27 protein-coding genes are annotated in these 22,009 nt (G+C 58.3%); 14 read left to right on the forward strand and 13 right to left on the reverse strand.

Annotated features, from left to right (window positions below; translation table 11 throughout):
- The 4 genes from B2W52_RS17035 to B2W52_RS17050 form a co-directional block, all read left to right on the forward strand.
- Positions 1 to 309, forward strand: a 309-nt coding sequence (locus B2W52_RS17035) for an ATP-binding cassette domain-containing protein (protein ID WP_286803787.1), incomplete at its 5' end; no start/stop codon positions are given.
- A 260-nt stretch (positions 310 to 569) separates the two neighbouring features.
- Positions 570 to 1,130, forward strand: a complete 561-nt coding sequence (locus B2W52_RS17040) for a DUF1415 domain-containing protein (RefSeq protein WP_053112764.1) — start codon at positions 570 to 572, stop codon at positions 1,128 to 1,130.
- Positions 1,131 to 1,134: 4 nt separating this feature from the next.
- On the forward strand, positions 1,135 to 1,866 hold the full coding sequence (locus B2W52_RS17045; RefSeq protein WP_008173917.1) for a polyamine aminopropyltransferase: 732 nt from the start codon (positions 1,135 to 1,137) through the stop codon (positions 1,864 to 1,866).
- A gap of 15 nt (positions 1,867 to 1,881) precedes the next feature.
- Positions 1,882 to 2,784, forward strand: a complete 903-nt coding sequence (locus B2W52_RS17050; protein ID WP_286803788.1) for an NAD-dependent protein deacetylase — start codon at positions 1,882 to 1,884, stop codon at positions 2,782 to 2,784.
- Positions 2,785 to 2,791: 7 nt separating this feature from the next.
- Here B2W52_RS17050 and B2W52_RS17055 read toward each other — a convergent pair whose 3' ends face one another.
- Positions 2,792 to 4,204, reverse strand: a complete 1,413-nt coding sequence (locus tag B2W52_RS17055; protein ID WP_273017470.1) for a sodium-dependent transporter — start codon at positions 4,202 to 4,204, stop codon at positions 2,792 to 2,794.
- Positions 4,205 to 4,294: 90 nt separating this feature from the next.
- Positions 4,295 to 5,392, reverse strand: coding sequence for a Glu/Leu/Phe/Val family dehydrogenase (locus B2W52_RS17060; RefSeq protein WP_273069497.1), 1,098 nt, complete (start codon positions 5,390 to 5,392; stop codon positions 4,295 to 4,297).
- Between the two features lie 370 nt (positions 5,393 to 5,762).
- On the opposite strand from B2W52_RS17060, the gene B2W52_RS17065 reads away from it, so the two are divergent.
- The 3 genes from B2W52_RS17065 (at position 5,763) to B2W52_RS17075 (ending at position 8,215) form a co-directional block, all read left to right on the forward strand.
- Positions 5,763 to 6,509, forward strand: a complete 747-nt coding sequence (locus B2W52_RS17065; protein ID WP_008173926.1) for an AzlC family ABC transporter permease — start codon at positions 5,763 to 5,765, stop codon at positions 6,507 to 6,509.
- On the forward strand, positions 6,499 to 6,810 hold the full coding sequence (locus B2W52_RS17070) for an AzlD family protein (protein ID WP_008173928.1): 312 nt from the start codon (positions 6,499 to 6,501) through the stop codon (positions 6,808 to 6,810). The genes B2W52_RS17065 and B2W52_RS17070 overlap by 11 nt, the downstream gene beginning before the upstream one ends.
- An 88-nt stretch (positions 6,811 to 6,898) precedes the next feature.
- Positions 6,899 to 8,215, forward strand: a complete 1,317-nt coding sequence (locus B2W52_RS17075) for a hypothetical protein (protein ID WP_053112760.1) — start codon at positions 6,899 to 6,901, stop codon at positions 8,213 to 8,215.
- Between the two features lie 134 nt (positions 8,216 to 8,349).
- On the opposite strand, the gene B2W52_RS17080 is transcribed toward B2W52_RS17075, so the two are convergent.
- Positions 8,350 to 9,123, reverse strand: a complete 774-nt coding sequence (locus B2W52_RS17080) for a DUF3750 domain-containing protein (protein ID WP_008173932.1) — start codon at positions 9,121 to 9,123, stop codon at positions 8,350 to 8,352.
- Positions 9,124 to 9,315: 192 nt separating this feature from the next.
- On the opposite strand from B2W52_RS17080, the gene B2W52_RS17085 reads away from it, so the two are divergent.
- Positions 9,316 to 9,531: a dodecin gene (locus B2W52_RS17085; RefSeq protein WP_008173934.1), complete on the forward strand. Its 216-nt coding sequence runs from the start codon at positions 9,316 to 9,318 to the stop codon at positions 9,529 to 9,531.
- Between the two features lie 11 nt (positions 9,532 to 9,542).
- Here the strand turns inward: B2W52_RS17085 and B2W52_RS17090 are convergent, their stop codons facing one another.
- Positions 9,543 to 10,208: a hypothetical protein gene (locus tag B2W52_RS17090; RefSeq protein ID WP_273069500.1), complete on the reverse strand. Its 666-nt coding sequence runs from the start codon at positions 10,206 to 10,208 to the stop codon at positions 9,543 to 9,545.
- Between the two features lie 48 nt (positions 10,209 to 10,256).
- Entirely contained in the window at positions 10,257 to 11,423 is a 1,167-nt protein-coding gene (locus tag B2W52_RS17095; protein WP_008173939.1) for a GNAT family N-acetyltransferase, read from the reverse strand.
- Positions 11,424 to 11,596: 173 nt separating this feature from the next.
- On the opposite strand from B2W52_RS17095, the gene B2W52_RS17100 reads away from it, so the two are divergent.
- On the forward strand, positions 11,597 to 12,283 hold the full coding sequence (locus tag B2W52_RS17100) for a response regulator transcription factor (protein ID WP_008173941.1): 687 nt from the start codon (positions 11,597 to 11,599) through the stop codon (positions 12,281 to 12,283).
- Positions 12,280 to 13,602, forward strand: a complete 1,323-nt coding sequence (locus B2W52_RS17105) for a sensor histidine kinase (RefSeq protein WP_008173942.1) — start codon at positions 12,280 to 12,282, stop codon at positions 13,600 to 13,602. The genes B2W52_RS17100 and B2W52_RS17105 overlap by 4 nt, the downstream gene beginning before the upstream one ends.
- Here B2W52_RS17105 and B2W52_RS17110 read toward each other — a convergent pair.
- On the reverse strand, positions 13,558 to 13,758 hold the full coding sequence (locus B2W52_RS17110; protein ID WP_008173944.1) for a hypothetical protein: 201 nt from the start codon (positions 13,756 to 13,758) through the stop codon (positions 13,558 to 13,560). The two genes, B2W52_RS17105 and B2W52_RS17110, sit on opposite strands and share 45 nt — an antisense overlap.
- Before the next feature lie 12 nt (positions 13,759 to 13,770).
- Here B2W52_RS17110 and B2W52_RS17115 point away from each other — a divergent pair, with 12 nt between their 5' ends.
- From B2W52_RS17115 to B2W52_RS17130, 4 genes are all read left to right on the forward strand, one after another.
- Positions 13,771 to 14,376, forward strand: coding sequence for a YigZ family protein (locus tag B2W52_RS17115; RefSeq protein WP_286803789.1), 606 nt, complete (start codon positions 13,771 to 13,773; stop codon positions 14,374 to 14,376).
- Between the two features lie 81 nt (positions 14,377 to 14,457).
- A complete protein-coding gene (locus tag B2W52_RS17120; protein WP_176443056.1) occupies positions 14,458 to 14,985 on the forward strand; it encodes a DUF4136 domain-containing protein in 528 nt (175 codons plus the stop codon).
- 34 nt (positions 14,986 to 15,019) lie between these two features.
- A complete protein-coding gene (locus tag B2W52_RS17125) occupies positions 15,020 to 15,376 on the forward strand; it encodes a translation initiation factor Sui1 (protein ID WP_008173950.1) in 357 nt (118 codons plus the stop codon).
- A gap of 143 nt (positions 15,377 to 15,519) precedes the next feature.
- Positions 15,520 to 16,773: a D-amino acid dehydrogenase gene (locus B2W52_RS17130; RefSeq protein ID WP_008173952.1), complete on the forward strand. Its 1,254-nt coding sequence runs from the start codon at positions 15,520 to 15,522 to the stop codon at positions 16,771 to 16,773.
- A gap of 53 nt (positions 16,774 to 16,826) precedes the next feature.
- Here the strand turns inward: B2W52_RS17130 and B2W52_RS17135 are convergent, their stop codons facing one another.
- From B2W52_RS17135 to B2W52_RS17165, 7 genes are all read right to left on the reverse strand, one after another.
- A complete protein-coding gene (locus B2W52_RS17135) occupies positions 16,827 to 18,470 on the reverse strand; it encodes a fatty acid--CoA ligase (protein ID WP_008173954.1) in 1,644 nt (547 codons plus the stop codon).
- Between the two features lie 169 nt (positions 18,471 to 18,639).
- A complete protein-coding gene (gene ppnP, locus B2W52_RS17140) occupies positions 18,640 to 18,921 on the reverse strand; it encodes a pyrimidine/purine nucleoside phosphorylase (RefSeq protein WP_008173956.1) in 282 nt (93 codons plus the stop codon).
- Between the two features lie 66 nt (positions 18,922 to 18,987).
- On the reverse strand, positions 18,988 to 19,398 hold the full coding sequence (gene mnhG / locus B2W52_RS17145) for a monovalent cation/H(+) antiporter subunit G (RefSeq protein WP_053112757.1): 411 nt from the start codon (positions 19,396 to 19,398) through the stop codon (positions 18,988 to 18,990).
- Entirely contained in the window at positions 19,391 to 19,663 is a 273-nt protein-coding gene (locus B2W52_RS17150; RefSeq protein WP_008173960.1) for an MrpF/PhaF family protein, read from the reverse strand. Before B2W52_RS17150 ends, mnhG begins: the two co-directional genes overlap by 8 nt.
- A gap of 9 nt (positions 19,664 to 19,672) precedes the next feature.
- Entirely contained in the window at positions 19,673 to 20,146 is a 474-nt protein-coding gene (locus B2W52_RS17155; protein WP_008173963.1) for a Na+/H+ antiporter subunit E, read from the reverse strand.
- Positions 20,143 to 21,657, reverse strand: a complete 1,515-nt coding sequence (locus B2W52_RS17160) for a Na+/H+ antiporter subunit D (RefSeq protein WP_008173965.1) — start codon at positions 21,655 to 21,657, stop codon at positions 20,143 to 20,145. Before B2W52_RS17160 ends, B2W52_RS17155 begins: the two co-directional genes overlap by 4 nt.
- On the reverse strand, positions 21,654 to 22,001 hold the full coding sequence (locus B2W52_RS17165; RefSeq protein ID WP_008173967.1) for a Na+/H+ antiporter subunit C: 348 nt from the start codon (positions 21,999 to 22,001) through the stop codon (positions 21,654 to 21,656). The genes B2W52_RS17160 and B2W52_RS17165 overlap by 4 nt, the downstream gene beginning before the upstream one ends.
- Positions 22,002 to 22,009: the final 8 nt, after the last annotated feature.

The following is a 22,009-nucleotide window of genomic DNA, read 5'->3' on the forward strand; positions in this document are numbered from 1 at the left end:
GGTGACGATATCGGGAAATCGGTGCGGGTGATCTCGGGCGGCGAGCAGGGCAGGATGCTGTTCGGCAAGCTGATTCTGCAGAAGCCCAATGTGATGCTGATGGATGAGCCCACGAACCACCTGGATATGGAGTCCATCGAGGCATTGAACCTGGCGCTGGAGAACTATCCGGGTACACTGATTTTCGTCAGCCATGATCGGGAGTTTGTTTCTTCGCTGGCTACGCGAATTATTGAGCTTAAGGCTGATGGGGTGACTGATTTCAGTGGCTCTTATGATGATTATCTTCGGAGCCAGGGGTACTTCTAAGGCTCAGGGTTTGGTGCAGGCGGTCATGTGGGACTGGCTTTCCAAAACACGCTCCTTGCGGCCCATCCATGGGGCGCTTGGGCTCCGCCCCTCTGCGCTTATTGCTCCTGCGTCGCGCAGAGGGTCCTGGGCAGGCCGTCCATGGCCTGCCCGTGAAGAGCTTTTCGCTCTTCACCCCTGGCTCCGCACAGTTTTGGAAAGGCCTACCCGCCCATCCGCTCGTGCCTATGAGTGGCCTTCGAATAACTGAGGAAAAGAACATGGGCGAGACCGAAATTATTGCAGCAACCCGAAAATGGGTCGAAGACGTTGTCGTCGGCTATAACCTGTGCCCGTTCGCAAAACGGGAACTGGTCCGGAACCGGGTTCGGTTTGTGGTGTCGGAAGCCGAAACGGAAGACGAGCTGTTACAGGCCTTGCACTCGGAGCTTCAGCGTCTGGAAGATGAGCCGGAGATTGAAACCACGCTTTTGATCCATCCGGGTGTATTGCAGGACTTCGGGCCCTACAATGAATTCCTTGATGCGGCTGATGGTTTGCTGGCGTATCTGGATATGGAAGGCGTTTACCAAATCGCCAGTTTCCACCCGGATTACCAGTTTGCGGGCACCGAGCCCGATGCGGCGGAGAACTACACCAATCGTTCGCCATTTCCCATGCTGCACCTCTTGCGGGAAGCCAGTCTGGAAGCGGCGATTGACAGTTATCCTGATGTGGATGGGATCCCGCAGAGAAACATTGAACTGATGAACGAGCTGGGCTCGGAGAAGATGCGGAGTATTCTGCGTTCCTGTCTTGATGAATCCACTCGCAAGGTCTGAACAGATGGGACTGCTTTTCGAACAGATTGACAGCCAGCCTTCGGTGATTGGTGAGATCACGCTTCGCAGACGCCGGATTCCGGCGATTGGCGACAGGGATATCTACGAGGTGAAGCTGGGCGAGGAATTCCTGATGTCCAGCATGTTCGTGGATGCCGAAGTGGCTCTCTCTGATATCGGGCTGGGCGAAACCGAGGGCGATGATCTCCGGGTAGTTGTTGGTGGCCTGGGCCTGGGTTACACCGCGGTGGCGGCGCTCAGGCACGAGCGTGTTGCCGAACTGCTGGTGGTTGAGTATCTGAAACCCGTTATCGGATGGCATCAGCAGGAGCTGGTGCCTCTTGGTAAAGATCTGAATGCCGATCCCCGGAACCGCTACGTCCATGGCAGTTTCTTCGACCTGGCAATTGCCGATCCGGCAGAGGGTGGTTTCGATCCGAAGAACCCCGGCAAGCCATTCGATGCCATTCTTCTGGATATCGACCATTCCCCCCGGGCGCTGCTGCACGATTCCAGTGCCAGCTTCTACACAGCCAACAACCTGCGGCTGATGGCGCGGCAACTGAAGCCCCGAGGGGTGTTTGCCATGTGGTCGAACGAGGGCGAAGATGACGAGTTCATGGCCGTTCTCAACGAGGTGTTCACCGATGTGGCCTGCCATGTCGTATCCTTCTTCAATCCATTTCAGAACAGGGAATCGTTCAACACCGTGTATGTGGCCCGTAAGCCGGGCTGAGAAACCGGAGCCTGTATGTCTTTAACCACGCACCGCAGCCGACCTTTCAGCTCCAGCCAGCGCCTGCCCGAGCCGGAGCAGCCGCCGGTGTTGCATGAGCCGGAGGAGGCCGGGGCGTTGCTGGCGGAGTTTATCCAGCGCCATCCTCGCTTGCTGATCCTGACTGGCGCAGGGGTCAGTACCGATTCGGGCATCCCGGACTACCGGGACGGCGATGGCGCCTGGAAGCGCAAGCAGCCGGTTCAGCACAAGGCGTTCATGGAAGACGTCTACACCCGCCAGCGCTACTGGGGCCGGAGCCTGATTGGCTGGCCGGTCATGCGCAATGCCAGGCCCAATCCTTCCCACCATTACATCTCTGACCTGGAACTGCTCAACCACAGCAGCCTGGTGGTCACCCAGAACGTGGATCGGTTGCATCAGAAGGCAGGCACCCGGGCGGTGACGGACCTGCACGGGCGGGCCGATGAGGTGGGGTGCATGAGTTGCGGCTACCGGTGTCCGCGGGATGAGGTGCACGATCGCTGCGCGGATCTGAATCCCGGGTTCCAGAAATACACCGCCGAGACAGCGCCGGATGGCGATGCCGATCTGGATGTGGATTTCGAGGATTTCCGGCTGGCGGATTGTCCGAAGTGCGAAGGGATTCTGAAGCCGGATGTGGTGTTCTTTGGTGACTATGTTCCAAAAGACCGGGTGTATTCGGCCCTGGATACGCTGAAGGCCAGTGATGGCCTCTTGGTAATCGGTTCGTCGTTGATGGTGTATTCCGGGTTCCGTTTCTGCCGGTACGCCAACGAATGGAACAAGCCCATTGCCACCCTGAACCTGGGGCGGACGCGGGCTGAAGATCTGGTAGATTTGAAGTTGAACGCGAGGATCGGGGAGACCCTGAAGGCCTCCCTCGATCAGCTTTAGCGGCGGCTTACATCAGGTTGTAGATAAACACCACTGCCACGGCAACCGGAGTGATGAAACGCACGGTGATCAGCCACAGGTTAAACATGGCCGGTGACAGTGCCAGTTCACGCTCCATGGCCTGACGTGACATCACCCAGCCCGCAAACAGGGCCACCAGCAGTCCGCCCAGGGGCAGCATTATGTTGGCGGTGAAGAAGTCCAGCAGGTCGAAAATGGTCTTGCCTTCCAGCATGGGGACAAAGCCAAGCGGTGCGAAGTCGGACCAGAGGTTCAGGGACAGAATCGAGGCAATGCCCAGTCCCCAGCAGACAAAACCGGCGCCCAGTGTGCTGACGGTGCGGTTCATGCCTTTACGCTCTTCCAGCCATTCCACAATCGGCTCCAGAAGCGAAATCCCCGACGTCCAGGCGGCAAAGATCAGAAGTACAAAGAACAGGGTGCCGAACAGGGAACCCATGGGCATCTGACCGAAGGCCAGCGGCAGGGTCTGGAAGATCAGCCCCGGCCCCGCTCCCGGCTCAAGGCCGTTCGCGAACACAATCGGGAAGATGGCCAGGCCTGCGAGCAGCGCCACGCCGGTGTCGATGACCGATACGCTGATCGAGGTCTTGGCAATGGAAATGTTCTTAGGCAGGTAAGAGCCATAAGCCATCATGACCGCCATACCAAGGCTCAGGGTGAAGAACGCGTGCCCCAGGGCTACCAGTATTCCGGATGTTGTGAGCTTGGAGAAATCGGGCTGGAACAGGAATGCGGCGGCTTGCCCGAAGTGCCCGGTTGTCATTGCATAGCCGACCACGATCAGCAGCAGTACGAACAGGGCCGGCATGAGAATGCTGACAGCCCGCTCAAGCCCCGAGCGAACGCCTCGCACTACCACAACCATCACCATAGCCATGAACAGGGTATGCCAGGCCAGCAGTTTGGTGGGATCGCTTAGAAGGCCCGAGAATATCGCGCCTACGGCATCGGCAGACTGCCCGGCAAGCTGGCCGCTGGCGGTTGTGCCTACGTAGGAAATGGCCCAGCCGCCGATGACCGAGTAGAACGACAGAATCAGAAAACCCGCCAGAATGCCGATGGCACCGACCAGCTTCCAGGCCGGCTTGAGTCGGTCATGCTCGGCGATCAGGCTCAGACTCTTGACGGGGCTCCTGCCACCGCGACGACCGATCATGACTTCCGCCATCATGATAGGAATCCCGACGACCGCGATGCACAGCAGATACACCAGCACGAAGGCGCCGCCACCGTTCTCACCGGTGACATAAGGAAATTTCCAGATATTGCCCAGGCCCACGGCAGAGCCGGTAGCGGCAAGAATAAAGGCCAGACGTGATGACCAGAGCCCGCGTTGGGCGTTTGAACCTTCAAGCGCCCCGGAATAAGCGGCGGAATCTGAAGAAGTGACGGACATAACTATCTCCCGGAGTATTTGTTTTTGTATCAGGGTTTAAGAGGGAAGCTGCAGCTATCCGCAGCTTCCTGGGGGTGCGCCGGTGTCAGCTCAGCCGGTGCGGGCCAACCGCTCGGACGCCTGTCCGGCTCCGGCGATGTGCTTTTTGAACCGTTCCTCGGCAAGCTCGTTGGCAATCTCCCCGGTGGGGCGACCCGAGCGGTCGGAACGGTTGAAGATTTCGGTCAGGGTATCGCCGATGGTATCGACGTGGGCGCGAACGGTTTCCGGTGTGGCGCCGGCGCGCTCGTAGAACACATCGATGATGCCGCCGGCATTGATGGCAAAGTCCGGTGCATAGAGAACGCCCCGGTCCCGCAGCATGGCATCGTGCTCAGGGTGTTCCAGCAGATTGTTGGCGGCGCCGGCGACGATCCGGGCCTTCAGTTGGGGAATGCTGTCATCGTTCAGTACTGCCCCCATGGCACAGGGCGCTACCACGTCCACAGGCAGTGACAATATGTCCTCGGCAGCCGCTGGCTTGGCTCCCAGCTGATCCACGGCCCGCCGCATATTGTCGTCATGGATGTCATAGACCCAGAGATCAGCGCCGGCGTCCTTCAGGTGTCTGGCCAACCGGAAACCGACATTACCGATGCCCTGAATGGCTACTTTCAAACCGTTGAGGTCGTCCCGCCCAAGTTTGTGTTTTACCGCTGCTTTGAGGCCGATAAAGGTGCCGTAGGCTGTCGCCGGTGACGGGTCGCCGTTGCTTGGGTTGCCGTCGAAGCCGGTGCGCGAGGCAATTCCCGCAACGTGGCTGGTGTGTCGGCCCATGACCTTGAGGTCGGGGACGCTGGTGCCCGAGTCTTCTGCCGCAATGTACTGCCCGCCAAGACTTTCCAGATGGCGGCCCATGGCCTCCATCATCGCTTCGGTTTTCTGTTTGCGCGGGTCGCCAATAATCACGGACTTGCCGCCACCCAGATCCAGGTTGGCGAGGGCCGATTTGTAGGTCATACCCCGCGAAAGCCGCAAGACATCGCGAACCGCCTCTTCATCGGAGGCATAGGGAAACATTCGGCAGCCTCCCAATGCGGGGCCGCGGGAAGTGTTATGTATGGCAACGATGGCCTTCAGGCCGGTTTCGGGATCGCAGAAAAAGGAAAGATGTTCGTGGTTATCGAACTCGGGATGGCTGAATAGCATTGCGAAATCCTCTCCCACCGGCCGGATCTCGGCATGAGCGGGTATCTTGTTCTTGTCTGCCGGCTTGTGGCCGGCGTTCCGATTTCAGGTGTCCGGTATATCCGCTGGGGGTGGCCCACCGAAAGTGCCCTTTTGGGGCTGGACGAAAAACAAACTAGCGGCAATTGACGTTAACGTCAACATGCGAATGTGAACTATCCGATACAAGGCTCATCCCCGGATTCGGGCGCCTCCCCGGTAAACATTTGAGGCAATCATGAGGTTAAATGCCCTCATGCGTTGCGCGGATCTGGTCCATTAGTCGCAGATGTGCCCCTTTCTGCGGAAACTACCTATACGCGGATCGGGGAAACTGACCTAGTTTCCCCGGATGTCTGTCGCTTCCTATTCTTATCAGCTACAGCCGGCCCGGGTACGGGTGGAGTTTTTCCGGCTGCTTCCCATCTCGTTATTCGTGGTGGCGTTTGGCGCTGCCTTTGGATTGGCAGCTACCCAGAAAGGCCTTGAGCCGCTCCAGGCGGTGCTGATGAGTGCGACGGTGTTTGCCGGGGCCTCCCAGTTTGCCGCCGTCGATATGTGGGGCACCGAGGTATCTGTACTTCCGATGATCGCGGTGGTCTTTGCCATCAATTCCCGCCATCTGCTTATGGGCGCTTCGCTGTACCCGATGCTGAAAGATGTATCGCCGGGCAAGCGCTATGGTCTCTTGCTGTTGCTGACCGATGCCAACTGGGCGGTTTCGGCCCAGGAATACCAGAGTGGCCGACGAAACCTGGAGGTTATCCTTGGTGGCGGGTTGGCTCTTTGGCTGGCCTGGATCATCGGGACCGGTCTGGGCGTCTATTTTGGTGGCCTTCTGCAGGATCCCAAATCCCTGGGCCTGGACATGGTTCTCGGCTGCTTCCTCCTGGCCATGGCACTGGGCGGCAAGAAATCCCCGAGAGTGCTCGTGGCCTGGACCGTCACAGCGCTGGCTTCATTGGCGGCCTGGAAATGGTTGCCGGCGAATACCCACGTCGTCGTGGGCGCGCTCGCCGGTGGTGCGATCGGGTTCTTCTGGCTCGAGCGAAAGCCTGCGCCTGCTTCTGACGCGGAGGACAGCACCCATGACCGTTGAGACCACCACAGCCGGTATTCTGTTCCTGATTGCGATCATGACCGCCGTTACACTGGTAACCCGTTTTGGCGGCGTGTTCATCATGTCGTTCGTGAAGATCAATCCTCGTATCGAGAGCTTTATCAACACCATGGCCAGCTCGGTCCTGATTGCCATCATTGTGCCCATGGCCGTGACGGGGGACGCTGGTGCGCTGGCGGCCCTGACCACGACGGCGGTTACCATGCTGGCGTTGCGTAAACCTCTCCCGGCCATTGCCGCCGGGATTGCCGCTGCCGGAATCGTGCGGTTTCTGGCCTAACCTCTCGAATCTGAAGTGATTAAAAAGTGCTCAAGTCCGGGGGGCTGCGGCCGATATACCTGTGTAGTAATTACAGGTGCCCAAAGCCATGATTTCCTCCAGCCAGATTTCGCTTTTCCAGGACAGTTCCCGCCAGGTATCGGCTTTCGACAGCACGCAGCTCCGCATCAACCGGCAATCTGCCGCTGCGCCGCAGGCCAATGAGAACGCGGTTGGCTCAGAGTTAACGCTCATGCGCCAGGCTGCCTATCGTTACAGCAGCCAGGAGCAGCTCGCCTTCAGCGGCAGCAGCACCGTGACGGATGGCGGTCAGCAGAGCGTCTTTACCAGTGCGCAGCTTGCCGAGAAAACCTCGGAGTTGTTTCTGATGGGCCAGCAGGCACTGAGCGTTAGCCGTGCCGCGCTCGGTGGTGATGCGGGTGTTGAGGGTCGGGGCAGTGTCTCGGTTTCTGCCGGACGCTATATGTTTTACTCGGAGAGCGAATCCAGAAGCTTTGCCTCCACTGGCACCATCGCATTGGAGAATGGTGAGACCATCGACTTCACCCTGTCACTGCGACAGTCCCAGTCCCGGACCTACGAGTACTCGGAACTGGTGCAGATTCAGGAACGGCCACTCACCGACCCTCTGGTGATCAACTTCGGCTCTGCCACAGCCCGCCTGACCGATACCCTCTTCGAGTTCGACCTGAACGGTAACGGTGAAACCGGGCAGTTTGCCACCCTGGGCAGCGGTAGCGGCTACCTGGTGCTGGACCGAAATGGCAACGGCAAAGTGGACGACGGCTCCGAACTGTTTGGTCCCCGGAGCGGCTCCGGCTTTGGCGAGCTGGCCCGGTTCGATGACGACGGTAACCGCTGGATTGATGCCAGTGATGAGATCTTTAAATCGCTGTCCGTGTGGGTGCAAACCGCGGACGGCTCCCAGGCTTTGAAATCCCTGGAGGAAGTCGGGGTTCAGGCGCTGTACGTGGACAATGTAGAAGACCGCTTCACGCTGGCCAACAGTCAAGGTGTGCCGCTGGGCCAGATCAAGGGTTCGGGAATCTATCTGACGACCGACGGTGAGGTTCGCACCCTGGAAGAAATTGATCTTGCCGAGCAGAACACCGCCGACGCGCCGGCCGCCGAGACGGTACTGAGTCGCGACAGTGGCTCGCCGGATCGCGGTGGTAACGGTCTGGTTGAGGCCCGGGTGGAAGCGATCCGCTCCGCGCTTGAGAAGCTCAATGAAATCCGCGAGAAGCAGAAGGCATTTATCGAAGAGTCAAAGGATTCCGGTAAGCCGGAATCTCCCATCGTCGATTACCTGAAACTGATCGACAAGATGCGCTTGGAGATGCTGAACAGCCAGGATGAGAAGAAGCAGGCGGCGAGCCGGTATCTGGAGTTTGCCAGCTTGTAGGGATTGACTCCGAGGCAGGTCCGGTCGGGGGCAAGGCTCCCAAAAATGTGCGGAGCCAGGGATGGCGGAGCCAAGCGTACACGGACGTATTCACAGCGTTTTTTGGGAGCCTTGCCCCCGGCCGGGCCGTCTGTTTACTCCATGGAGGGCTTGGTCATTGGATTGGTATTTATCAGGGCCAGCTCTCCAATGCCGGGTAGTTTTACCCCCAACGCCAACGGGTTAATACCGAAAGAGAGGCCTAGAAGGTTCAATTCCAGTCCCTCGCGAATGCCTGCCAATACGCCAAAATACCCGCCCAGCGAGACCTGATAACCCGCGCCACCCGGAACCTCTGCGATAATACGGTCGCCGAGGTAGTCCTTGCCGATCGCGTGGTTCGGCAGAGCCACATCGAGACCCTCAACCTCCCTGATTACCCAGGCCACGAAGGTGTTGCTGTTGGGGCCGGGCCAGGCTTCGTATTCGGTCGGGTAGGGGTAGGACGCCACTGCCTGGTAGATGTCGGGAATCAGCTTTTCGGCTTCTTCGCCGCGGATATCGGCATAGAGGTCCGGCTTTGCACCGTACCAGTGTCTGTCGGGCTCACCGGGCCGTGAATTTACCACGTAGCTGCGCCAGCCAGTCACCTCATGAACCCGATAATGGCTGGCCCCTTTTTCCTTGGTGGCTATCCAGGTATGGACAGCAAAGTAACCTCGCCAACTCCAGGCCCGGGCGCCGTATACCTGAACGATGGCTTCCTCGGCCTGTTCTGGCAGAGGGGCAATTCGGGCGCTTTCCCGGGTGGCTGTTTGCCAGCTCTCGGCTCCCTGCAGGCTGCCACTGGTGGCCAGCAGAATCGGGCCAGCCAGCAGCAGGAGCACGGCGCCGAAGAACCAGCCGGTGTATCTGAAAAATCGTTTCATGAACTCAGTCCGAAGCGTGGGGTAGACGGGACCCTCTGAGTGACAGAAAGTTCCTCACGACTACCTGGATTATAGGGGACAGGTACGCCAGCCGTGGGTTGGCGGATGAGGCTTGTACCGGTCTGTGGTTTGCCGTGAGGACGCTTGTCTTCTAGGCTCAGAAATACAAATCGCAATTCCCAGGAGGCTTTAATGTCTGACCATCACGTGTACAAAAAAGTGGAAATTGTCGGGTCTTCCAAGAAAAGCATTGAAGACGCCATTGAGAATGCACTTGAGGAATGTGGTAAAAGCGTTCGCAACATGGAGTGGTTTGAGGTAACCGAAACCCGCGGCCATATCGTTGATGGCAAGGTGGGCCATTATCAGGTCGTAATGAAAGTCGGTTTCCGTATCGCCAACAGCTGAACAGGCGCTCCCTAGTTACTGCGAATTGCCCGGTGCCGAATGGACGAGACCAGCTGGTTCATCAGCTCCCGGGCCTCGCCCTCGTGCAGGCTGTGGCATTTGTCCTGCAAGACCCGGCGATCGTGATTGGATGAGTCGCTAGGGACATCTTTTAGCAGGTCCAGATACTGGCAGGCCGCAAGGTGCGCCTTGATCTCGGCATCAATCAGCCGGGTAACCAGTTCATCGACGGACTCTGTGCAGAAGGGGCGGTTCCGGTTAAGCAGCTCTCGGGCCTCCAGGGCCGCATTGCGAGCTTCCAGTCTGAGTTCGCCGGCCGCTTCGCCGCCTTCAACCGCCCTCAGGAACATGCCCAGGCGTTCATGAAGATTCCATACCTGTGGCCAGATCCTGGCGTAGGCTTCCACTTCTTTCTGATAGCGGGCTTCTTCAACTGGGGAGCCTGAAGCGCCATTGCCGGACTCACCCGGACGATTGAATTGTGCTACCCGTATGTCGTCAACTTCCCGCCACAGCGTATCGGAACGCTCCCGTAATGCGGTCAACTGGTCCTCGCTACGCCGGCGAGCGCCCGATCCGATGAACAGGGCAATCACGGCCAGGCCCAGGGCGGCCGCTGAAAGCAGAAGCGGCAGGCCGCCTGCCGATAACATGCTCCACAATGGGTCTGTATCCATGGTGTCTGAGCCCCGCGTAAATCCAGTCTGGGTCTATCAGTATAGAAGTTAATCCGGCGTCTGCTGTCGGAAGGGCAGGGCGGATTCCGCATCGCTGAAATAAGCACGCACGTGGTCCGCCTCCTCTCGGGTGAAGTTTTCTATGGCTTCGCGGAAGCCGGGGTGCAGAACGCCATGCCAGGAGTGGGTGATTACCGGCTCAAAGCCACGTACCAGTTTGTGTTCGCCCTGGGCGCCGGCATCAATATGGCTGAGGCCGAGGTCCATCGCCAGTTCGATGCCCTGGTAGTAGCAGGTTTCAAAGTGCAGGTGGTTATATTCGTCAAGGCAACCCCAGTAACGCCCGTAGAGGGTGGTTTTGCCCGCCAGGAACAGGGCACCGGCAATCATTTCGCCCTCGCGCACTGCCATCACCAGATGTACGTGTTCGGGTAGCTGTTCCAGAAGCAGCTCAAAGAATCGCTTGTTGAGGTAAGGTCGTTGGCCCCGTTTCAGATAAGTCGCCTGGTAAAACACATAGAACGCGGAAAGCACGTGCTCCGGAATATCCCGGCCATGAAAGCGTGTAAAGGAAATTCCCTGGTCCGCAACCTGGCGACGTTCCTTGCGGATGGACTTGCGCTTGCGGGAAGTCAGCGCCGCCAGGAAGTCCTCGAAATTACGGTAATCATGGTTATGCCAGTGGAACTGGCATCCGATGCGATGTAAGGCCTGCTCGTGTTGAAGCAGCTCCTGGTCCTCTTTGCCGGGAAACAGCAGGTGCCAGGAGTGGGCTCCAAGTTCATCGGTCAGCCTGTCCAACAGGTGATGAACCTGTTCCGGTACCAGCTGTTGTCGAATGTCCGGATCCAGCAGCAGCCTTGGGCCTGAGGATGGCGTGAAGGGAATGGCGATCAGTAATTTTGGATAGTACGCCAGCCCATGCCGCTGGTATGCATCGGCCCAGGCCCAGTCAAACACATATTCCCCCATGGAGTGGCTCTTCAGAAAAGCCGGCGCAAGGCCGACGATTCTGCCAGCCTTTCGGAACACGAGGTGACGTGGCGACCACCCGGTCTCCGGGGATGTGCATCCGGACGCTTCCAGTGCCTGGAAAAACTCGTAACGAAGAAATGGATTGCTATGCCCAGCCAGCCGCTCCCACTCAGGGGCGGGAATATCATTGATGCTGGTGCAGGTTTCCAGTGTGAGAGTCGCTGGTCCGGGTTCTGACATGGTGAGGGAAAACTCCTTTATGTACCCGATACCATACGTCAGAAGACGGCTTTTGATCACCCCGGGGTCAGTGTAAAGGTTCTGCAAAGTGACCTGGCCCGAATCAGTGGTTTGCGGGTAGCGTGTTAGACTTCAGCAGCAACTGTGGTCGGCACGACAGGTGGAGAAGCGACATGCAGAACAGGGTGTTACTGGTCGAGGACGATGATGAATTGCGGGAATTGCTTGCCCGTTACCTGACCAATCAGGGATTTACCATTCGGGAAGCTGCCAATGGCCGGGACGGCCTCGCCCTGGCGCTGGGTCAGGACTGCGATATTGTCGTGCTGGACATCATGCTGCCGGATATCAGTGGCCTCGAGGTGTTGCGGGAACTGAGGGCAGAGACCCATCTGCCCGTGGTATTACTGACCGCCCGGGGCGACGAAACGGATCGAATCGTCGGTTTCGAGGTTGGTGCCGATGACTATATTCCCAAACCCTGTAATCCGCGCGAGCTGGTGGCCCGGCTGCAGGCGCTTTTGCGGCGGATTGCCTGGGACCAGAAAACCGAAGTCAATGCGGCCCGGACCTATGGCGACCTACGTGTCGAGCCGGGCCATCGCCGAATTTACCAGAATGATGTGGCGATGGAGCTGACCGCCACCGAGTACGAGGTTCTGCAGGTTCTTCTGGCACACGCAGGCAGCGTGGTCCGCAAAACCGATCTCATGCAATGGGCGCTGGGCCGGCGCCTTGAAGCTTACGACCGCACCCTTGATATGCACATCAGTAACCTTCGCAAAAAACTGGGCAACGACGACCCGCCCCGTATCGAAACCGTTAGGGGGCTGGGGTACAGCTATCGGGTGCCAGAATGAAACAGCGGCCCATGTTCCCTCTGTTCTGGCGGATCTTCCTGTCGATCTGGCTGGCTATGGCGGTCACCGTGGTGGCCAGTAACCTTGCAACCAGGATGCTTCTGGACCGGGAGCGGGAAGCCATCGAGCGCCAGGCAGGTCTAAGGGATCTGGCCGAAGAAGCTATCGCAATTCGCGAGGCCGGCGACCGTGGCGAAGCGTGGCGTTTTCTGCGGGACGAAGGCGAGCGTCTTGAACTGTTTCTGGTGTTGCTCGAACAGGATGAAAACGATGGCAAGCTGCCCTCGTTCATCCGCGACCGCATGAAATCCGGCTGGTACCCGCAGAAACCCGCGGTACTGGACGTTGGCGGCGGTTACCGGTTGGTGGCCTGGCCACGGGTGCAGGGCGCCGGCTGGCTCAACCCGAGATTCTTCAGGGCCATCGAGCTCGGGCTGGCCCTGCTGATGATTTCACTGGCGTGCTGGTGGATCGCCCGCCTGGTATCGCGACCGTTGAAACACATGGAAAGCACCGCCCAGGCGATTGCGGCCGGTGATAATTCTCTGAGAGTCAGCGAAAAGATCGCCCAACGCCGGGATGAGGTGGGGCAACTGGCCACGGCTTTCAATGCCATGACCGAACAGCTCTGCAGTCTGCTGGAACGCCAGAAACATCTGCTTCGGGATATTTCCCACGATTTGCGAACGCCGCTCACCCGCCAGCGTATAGCCATTGAGCTGGCAAACGAGGCCGGTGCAGATGAAGAGCTGATGGCCAGCATTCTGCGCCAGAACGAACGGCTTGAAACCATGACCGGTCAGATACTGACGTTATACCGGGTTACCGAAGCCGGCGGCGATATCGAGCGCGAGCCCCTCCGGCTGGTGCATGTGATCAATCAGGTCCTCAAGGATGCAGCGGACTATGCCGAACACCAGGGTGTGGACTGCAAACTCGTGGTGTCGCCGGAAAGTTCAAGGGCGTCGGTGCTGGGTGATGAAGGGCTTTTACAGCGAGCCATCGACAACATCCTGCAGAATGCCCTCGACCACACGCCACCTGGCAGGGCTGTTCATCTGGCCGTGACGGTGGCCGATGACTGGTTGACGCTAACGGTTGATGACGAGGGGCCGGGCGTTCCGGATGAGCTGATCGGCCAGCTTTTCGAGCCGTTCTTCCGCGCAGACAAGTCTCGCGGGGGCACGGGCTGGGGGCTTGGCCTGGCCATTGCCAGAGACATCGTAGCGGCCCACGATGGCGTGATCGGGGCAGCAGCGGGAGAAACTGGCGGCTTACGGGTGACGCTTCGCCTTCCGGTGTTTTTCGGGGGCGGCTGACTCCGGCTCCGGGTCGGAAGGTTTCAGTTTTTCGGCGCCGGAAAAGTCGATACCCTCCTGCAGCTCGTCTTCGTCAAAGCGGATTCCGCAGGCCGCTTTCCGAATCTTCGCGGGCTTTGCCGTGCCCGGGTTGTTGTATTCGTCTTCAGAGGCCATAGGTCGTTGTCCATGAAAAAAGATTACCCCGTTCCGGCAGGATACCTTGAGCGTGAAACGGAAGTGAAGAAAAGCCGGTTCATTGCCCGGGTAGCCCCGGTGAGTTCGCGGGAGGAGGTGAAGGACTGGCTGGAACAGGCCCACCAGGACCACCCGGACGCCCGGCATATCTGCTGGGCCTACCAGATCGGGCGTCCCGGTTCTGCCGCCGAAGCTGGTATGAACGATGATGGTGAACCGTTCGGAACGGCCGGAAAGCCGATTCTCAACGTGATTCAGCACAAGGATATGGGGGATGTGCTGGTGATGGTGGTCCGGTACTTTGGTGGCATCAAACTGGGCGCAGGTGGCCTGGTGCGAGCCTATGCCGGAGCTGCAGAGAGCGTGCTGTCGGCTGTTGATCGGGTGGTCCAGAAGCCCATGGTGGACGTGCTGGTGCTCCTGTCATTTGCTGACGAGCAACCGCTGCGGCACTGGTGTGAGATGAACGGGGCATCGGTGGAATCGGTGGATTACGGGGCCTCGGTACGGGCTGGTGTTCTGGTCCCCGAGGATCAGGTCGAGGCATTCGGAGCCTTCTGCGATGCCCATAAACTGGATTACAGTTTAGAAAGGTGACGGATCCCGGGGGCATCGTTGTGCGTCTGCGAGGCGTATACTGTTCGTAAATCTGAGTCTCAATCGAGGACAGGAATCATGATGCGTTTTCTGATGTTAGCGGTTGTTGCACTGGCCATGACCGGTTGTGCCAGCAACGTGGTGACCGACTACAACTCTTCCGTGGTTTTCGGTAATTATGCCTCCTGGGCGTTTGCCGGTGGCACCGATTCGTCTTCCTTTACCTCACTCGACGGCACTCGGGTGCGCAGTGCCGTTGAGCGAGAGTTGAATCGCAAAGCGCTGAAACAGGTCCCTGAAGCAGAGGCCGACTTGCTGGTGAGCTGGCAGATCGTGCCCGAGGAGCGTCTTGAGCAGACGGGGCTGGGACTCGGATTTGGTTTTGGTAGCGGGAATTTCGGCTGGGCCCTGTCTGCGCCGCCACCCGTACGTGAAATTGAAGAGGGAAAGCTGGTTGTAGAGCTGGCAGACAGCAAGTCGAAAGAAGTTGTCTGGCGCGCCGCCAGTCGGCGCTATCTCAATGAAAACCAGTCACCCGAGACCCGAAGAGAACTGATCGACGAGGTCGTGGCCGAAATGTTTACCAAGTATCCTCCTGGTCTCGATTGAAGGCGTTACAAGACAGGAATAGCACGGAGACAGAATGAAGAAGCGATCTGAGGGCGGTCTGGTTTTTTCGACCGAGCAGGGGCGTATGTGCCCGGATTGCCGTAACCCCGTGAATGAATGTACCTGCGTTACATCATCACGGCCTGCCGGGGATGGCATTGTCAGAGTGAGCCGGGAGACCAAGGGTCGCAAGGGTAAGGGTGTCACCCTGATTACCGGCATTCCACTGGACGACAAAGAACTGAAAGCCTATGCCAAGGTGTTGAAAGCCAAATGCGGCACCGGTGGCACGGTAAAAGATGGTGTGGTCGAAATCCAGGGCGACCAGCGGGATCTTCTGGTTCCGCTGCTTGAGCAGAAGGGGTGGACGGTTAAGCGCGCCGGTGGCTGATGGTATAACACGCAAATCCCCCACGCTCACGTTACAATAGAGCCCGCGTTAACAAATCCCGAGTTTCATACCAACCGGAATCTGCCCAGAAATCCCTGCAATTATGCCGTTGGATGGCGGATTCTGTTCGACCGGAGGCAAGCATGCATATACTGGTTTTGGGCGCAGGCGTTGTGGGTACTACCACGGCCTGGTATCTGCAGAAGCAGGGGCACCAGGTAACTGTGGTTGATCGCCAGAACCAGGCCGGCCTGGAAACCAGTTATGCCAACGGCGGTCAGATCTCCGTTTCCCATGCGGAGCCGTGGGCCAACCCGTCCGCCCCTCTGAAAGTCATGAAATGGCTGTTCCAGCCCGACGCGCCCCTGCTGTTCCGGCCAAGACTGGATCCCGCCCAGTGGCGCTGGGCGCTCTCTTTTCTGGGACAGTGCACCTCGGCCCGGGCTGCCCACAACATCCGCCAGATGGTGAATCTCGGCACCTACAGCCGCAGCCAGTTGCAGGCTCTGCGTAACGAAGCGGGCATCGAGTACAACCATCTCGAGAAGGGTATCCTGCACTTCTACACCAATCCTGCGGAGTTTGACGGTGCCATGGAGCCGACCCGGATCATGCAGGATCTGGGGTGTGACCGTCAGATTATCGATGCAGACCGGGCGGTAGAGTTGGAGCCGGCACTCAAGCCGATCCGCAACCGGATTGCCGGGGCAACCTACACCTCGGAAGACGAATCCGGTGATGCCCGGATGTTTACCCAGAACCTTGCAAAACGCTGCGCGGAGGCCGGCGTAGAGTTCCGGTACGGCACTGAAATCCTGGGCTTCGAACGCGCCGGCGAGCGGGTACTCGGTATCCAGACGCTCCGGGACGGCCATCATGAGACGCTGCGCGCGGATGCCTACGTGCTGAGCATGGGCAGCTTCAGTGCGGCGCTCGCCAGTCAGCTCGGTATTTTCCTCAACATCTATCCGGCCAAAGGCTATTCGATTACGGTACCGGTGAAGAACGAGGAGGCGGCGTTCAATGTCAGCCTCACTGACGACGAGTACAAGCTGGTTTATTCCCGCCTGGGTGATCGCATGCGCGTGGCGGGCACGGCCGAACTGAACGGCTACAGCCGGAAACTGAACTATACCCGCTGCCGCGCTATCGTGCGCCGCACAGCGGAAGTCATGCCCGAAGCAGGTTACTGGGATCAGGCGGAGTTCTGGACCGGCTTACGGCCTGCGACGCCTTCCAACGTGCCGTACATCGGAAAAAGCCACTTCGCCAACCTCTACCTGAATACCGGACACGGCACCCTTGGATGGACCCATTCCTGTGGTTCCGCCGCGGCCCTTGCGGACATTATTGACGGCCGCAAGCCTGAAGTGGATTTTACGTTTTCCGGGCTATAAAAAAGGGGCCAGATGAGGTGTGTCATCTGGCCCCTTCCCAAACGCCTCACTGATTACTGCAACTGATCCCGAATCAGTTTCTTGTTGATCTTGCCAACACTGGTCTTCGGAATATCTTCCACGAAATCAATATGCTCCGGGATCGCCCATTTATTGATCTCGCCGCTTTCCACAAACTGCTTCAGATGGTTCTGGATATCCTCGGCACTGGCTTGCTCGCCCGGCTTCAGGGTGACCAGAGCATGCGGGCGTTCGCCCCATTTCTCATCGGGCACGCCAACGACCGCAGCACCGGCGACAGCGGAATGCTGGCTGATCAGGTTTTCCAGATCCAGTGAAGACAGCCACTCACCACCGGTCTTGATCACGTCCTTGATGCGATCCTTGATGGTGATGGTGTTGTCCGGCTCCATGGAAGCTACGTCGCCGGTGTGTAGCCAGCCACCTTCCCAGAGCTGTTCGCCTTTCTCGGGCTCCTTGAAGTAACCCTGGGTCAGCCATGGCGCGCGGGCCACGATCTCTCCCTTGGCCTCGCCATCATGGGGGACCGGATTGCCTTCGGGGTCCACAATTTCCAGCTCAACCATGGGCGTCGCAATACCGGTCTTCACCCGGATCGCAGTTTGCTGCTCAAGAGGCAGTTCCAGGTCTTCGGGTTTCAGGTGCGACGCGCAGAGCAGCGGACAGGTCTCAGACATGCCGTAGGCGGTGTAAAGTTTGATGCCGAGCTTGGCCCCGGCGTCGCAAAGCCCTTTGGTAAGCGCGCTGCCGCCAATCAAGACGTGCCAGTTGCTCAGATCAGCCGTCTTGATGGATTCGGTGGCCATCATCATCTGCATGATGGTGGGCACGCAGTGAGAGAAAGTCACTTTGTGTTCCTTGAGCAGATCCACCAGCAGCTCCGGCTCATAGCGGCCCGGATATACTTGCTTGATGCCCATCATGGTGGCGGCATAGGGCACGCCCCAGGCATGCACATGGAACATGGGCGTCACTGGCATGTAGACCGACGAGGAACGCATCAGCGGCATCTCGTCGAATGACGCAACGGTGCCCGTCATGGCCAGCGTGTGCAGCACCAGCTGGCGGTGGCTAAAGTAGACGCCTTTGGGATTGCCGGTTGTGCCCGTGGTGTAGAAGGTGGTCGCTACACTGTTTTCGTCGAAATCGGGGAAGTCGAACTTGTCATTGGCCCTGGCGAGAAGGTCCTCATACTCCCCGACAGCCTCAACAGGTGCCTGTTGTGCGGTATTGCTGTCGGTGAGCTGAATCCAGGTCTTGACCGTTTTGATCTCGTCTTTGACCGCCTCAATGATCGGGAGGAAGTCGTCGTGAACCAGAACCACATCGTCTTCGGCGTGGTTCATGGTGTAAACGATCTGGTCCGGCGACAACCGGATGTTGACGGTGTGCAGAATGGCGCCAATCATCGGAATGGCAAAGAAGCACTCCAGGTACCGGGGGGTATCCCAGTCCATGACCGCAACGGTATCGCCCGGTTTCACGCCGGCATCGGTCAATGCGTTTGCCAGGCGGTGAATGCGTTCGACGAGATCCGTATAGGTGTACTTGCTGCGGTTGGAGTAGACAATTTCCTGGTCTGGATTGTACCTGGGGCCCGAGAGCAGGAGTCGTTTGATCAGCAGCGGGTACTCATAGGCGTTTTCAGCCGGGGGTAGAATGCGTGTCTGTGCCATTACGTGTGTCCTCTTTCCCAGTTGTTGGTGTTATCGCGAGAAACAGGGATAAATCTGACACAGTTTGGCTGAAACAGGAACCGGTAATAGTGAAAAAATGCAGAGCGAACGGTGGCTTAGGTGCGAAGTCCGTTTCGCTCTGCGGACGCGCCCGTCAGGGGCGGGGATATTACTCGTAGGTGCAGAGGTAAGCCGTGTCGATGTCGGTCTTTGCCTTGAAGCTGGCCTGGCCCGCTACATCAAAACTCTCGCCGGCACCGTAGGTCATCCACTCTTCCATGCCTGGGAGCAGCACAGTGAGGGCTCCGCTGATGACGGTCATGGTTTCTTTCTTGCTGGTACCGAACTCGTACTCGCCCGGGCTGATCACACCAACGGTGGCTGGCAGAGTCGAGGTCTGGAAGGAGATGGATTTTGCCTTGCCGTCGAAATATTCGTTCACTTTCAGCATTGGCTGAGCTCCGTTAATTGATGGGGAGGCTACTATACGGGAATTTCATGCACTTCCAATGACAAATCACGAATCGATTCGATCTGACTCCTTGCTTGACCCGTCCGGTTTGTCCTGATTCTCAAGACCGCTTTCCAACGTGTGCAGGTGAGTATCGTAGCGCTCCCTAAGCTCATCCTTGACCGTGCCTTCCCAAAGCTCAATGCCGGTAAAGTACCCGGCACGCCCTATCACGTGGGCGGCAATCGGCGCTGTCAGGAAAATGAAGACCACAATGGCAATTGCCCTGGCCGCCACGGTACTGTCGCCGAAGTGGAACGCCACGCTAGCCATGATCAGCATGGCGCCCAGCGCACCGGCTTTGGTGGTGGCGTGCATGCGGGTGGGCAGGTCCGGTAGCCTCAGGACCCCGATGGAGGCCAGAACCATGAACGCAGCGCCCAGGATCAACAGGAAGGAAACCAGCAGCTCACTCATCCTTAACCCCTCCACGTTCGACAAACCGGGCGAAACCAATAGCCGCCAGAAAGGCTGTCAGCGCAATCACAATGGCCACGTCCAGAAGGCTGGCGACGCCTGTTTCTATCGCATGAACGCCCACGTAGCCAACCACAATTGAGGTGATCAGCTCCAGCGCTACCACACGGTCCGGCAACGAAGGCCCTCGGGTCAGGCGAATAAACGCGAACAAAAGCGCGAGAGACAGCATGAAATAGACAACGTTTATTGATACGGAAAGCATTGCAACCCCCTAGCGCATGACCTTCAGCACACGGCGCTCCAGCTCCCTGAGATCATCTCTCAGTTGCTCTTCATCGTGCAGGAACATGGTGTGTATGAACAGTACCTTTCGGTCGTCGGAGACATCCAGGCTGAGCGTGCCAGGTGTTAGTGAAATCACGCTGCTGACAAACAGGATCTCCATGTCGGTTTCCGCGTTCAGAGGAAACGCAATCACGCCTGGCCTCATGTGCCACACTGGTGTGGCCACGTCGTAGGCCACCTTAAGATTGGACTTGACCAGCTCCTTGAGAAAGAAAACGAGAAAAGCCGCAAGGCGGGGGATTCTCCGGGAATAGCCTTTCAGTGCCGGCACCTGCTTTTGCAGCACCATCAGTGCAGCGTAGCCAAACAGTAGGCCGGCCAACAGGTTCATGGCCGTCACGCTGCCGGTGAGGGTGACCCATGCCAGCGCCAGCAGCAAATTCCAGAACAGACCAATCACTGTGACTGCCCTCCAAGCACTGCTTCAATATAAAGCTGTGGATTCATCAGCTGGTCCGCCGCCGTTTCCGCCAGAACGTAAATCGGCTGGCCATATAAACCAATAATCAACGTACACACTGCAAGGCCTGCGACCGGCAGGTACAGGGCCCAGCTTCTCGGCTCCTTCATCTCGCCTTTGAGCGCGCTGTCATCGGTGACGTGCTCCGGCAGCTTCTTCCAGAACACTTCCGCCCAGATCTTGATCATCGAATACAGTGTTAGCAAGCCAACGAGGAGCGCAATCCCCGCAACCAGATACTCGCTTGCCTCAAGACTCGCTCGGACGACGATGAACTTGGCGAAGAAGCCGGACAGTGGCGGAATGCCCGCCAGCGACAGGGCAGGAATCAGGAACAGCAACGCCAGATAGGGGCGCTGGCGGTAGACACCGCCGAGGTCTTTAAGCTCGTAGCTGCCCAGTAGGCGGTAGGTAATGCCGCTGACCAGGAACAGGTTCGTCTTAACAATGATGTGGTGCATGATATAGAACACTCCGCCGATGAGGGCGAGGGGTGTAAACAGGGCGAGCCCCAGGATCATGTAGCCGATCTGGCTGATGATGTGGAAGGATAGTATGCGCCGGAATTCGAACTGCGCGGCCGCTCCCAGAACCCCGGTGAGCATGGTCAGCGTGGCTCCCCAGAGCAGTATCGTATGGGTATAGCCGACATCCTGGGTAAATATCAGCGTAAACACCCGGTAGAGCGCATATACGCCCACCTTGGTCAATAGTCCGGCAAACAGGGCGGAGACGGCCACCTGGGGCGTGTGGTAGGACGCTGGGAGCCAGAAAAAAAGTGGAAACGCCGCAGCTTTGATACCAAAGGAAATCATGAACATCATCGAGACCACGGTCACCATGCCCGGGTCGTCGACGCTGCTCACCTTCTGGGCGATATCGGCCATGTTCAGGGTGCCCACCATGCCATAGAGCAGGCCCACTGCGGACAGGAACATGGCCGATGAGAACAGGTTAAGGGTGACATATTTGATGGCACCTTCCATCTGCGCCCGCTCGCCCCCGAGGGTCAGCAGGGCGAACGACGCCAGCAGCATTACCTCGAACCAGACGAACAGATTGAAGATGTCGCCGGTGAGGAAGGCGCCACCGACACCGGCCAGGAGCAAGTGCATCAGGGGAAAGTAGCCGAACCTCTGGTGCCCGTTGGGAATGGACGCCAGGGAGTAGATGGCAATAGCCAGGCCGATAATACCGGTCAGTACGATCATGATGGCGCTGAGTACGTCGGCCACGAACACAATGCTGAACGGTGCGGGCCAACTGCCCATTTCTACCACCAGGAAGCCTTGGTCCACTGTGAGCAGCAACAGCCAGATACTTGCTGCCAGCAGCAGGCCGGTGGCTACTACGCCAATCAGCCGCTGGAGCCGGATGGAACGCCAGCATGCCAGTGACAGCGCGCCGGCGACCAATGGAATAAGGATCGGGAGAACAGGTGCCAGGTTCAAGTATCAGTATCCTTCATCTGGTCCAGGTCATCGGTGCCAACCACCTCGTATGCGCGCCGTATCAGAACCACGGCAAAAGCGAGAACACTGAAGGCGATCACGATGGCGGTCAGGATGAGCGCCTGAGGCAATGGGTCAGCGACTGTCCCGGTGATTTGCTGTGCGCCCTCGGCAATCAGCGGCGGAGCGCCGCGGGTAAGGCCGGCGACCACGAAGATCAGAAGGTTGGCTGCGTTGCTAAGGATGATCAGACCAATCACCAGTTTGACGATGGACCGTCGGAGCATCATGTAGATGCTGGCTGTGAACAGCAATCCAATCACATAGGCCATCAAGGTTGCCATCTCAGAGC

Origin of the sequence: Marinobacter sp. UBA2498 (genome assembly GCF_002341575.1) — a bacterium.
In the GTDB taxonomy this organism is placed as follows: Bacteria; Pseudomonadota; Gammaproteobacteria; order Pseudomonadales; family Oleiphilaceae; genus Marinobacter; species Marinobacter manganoxydans.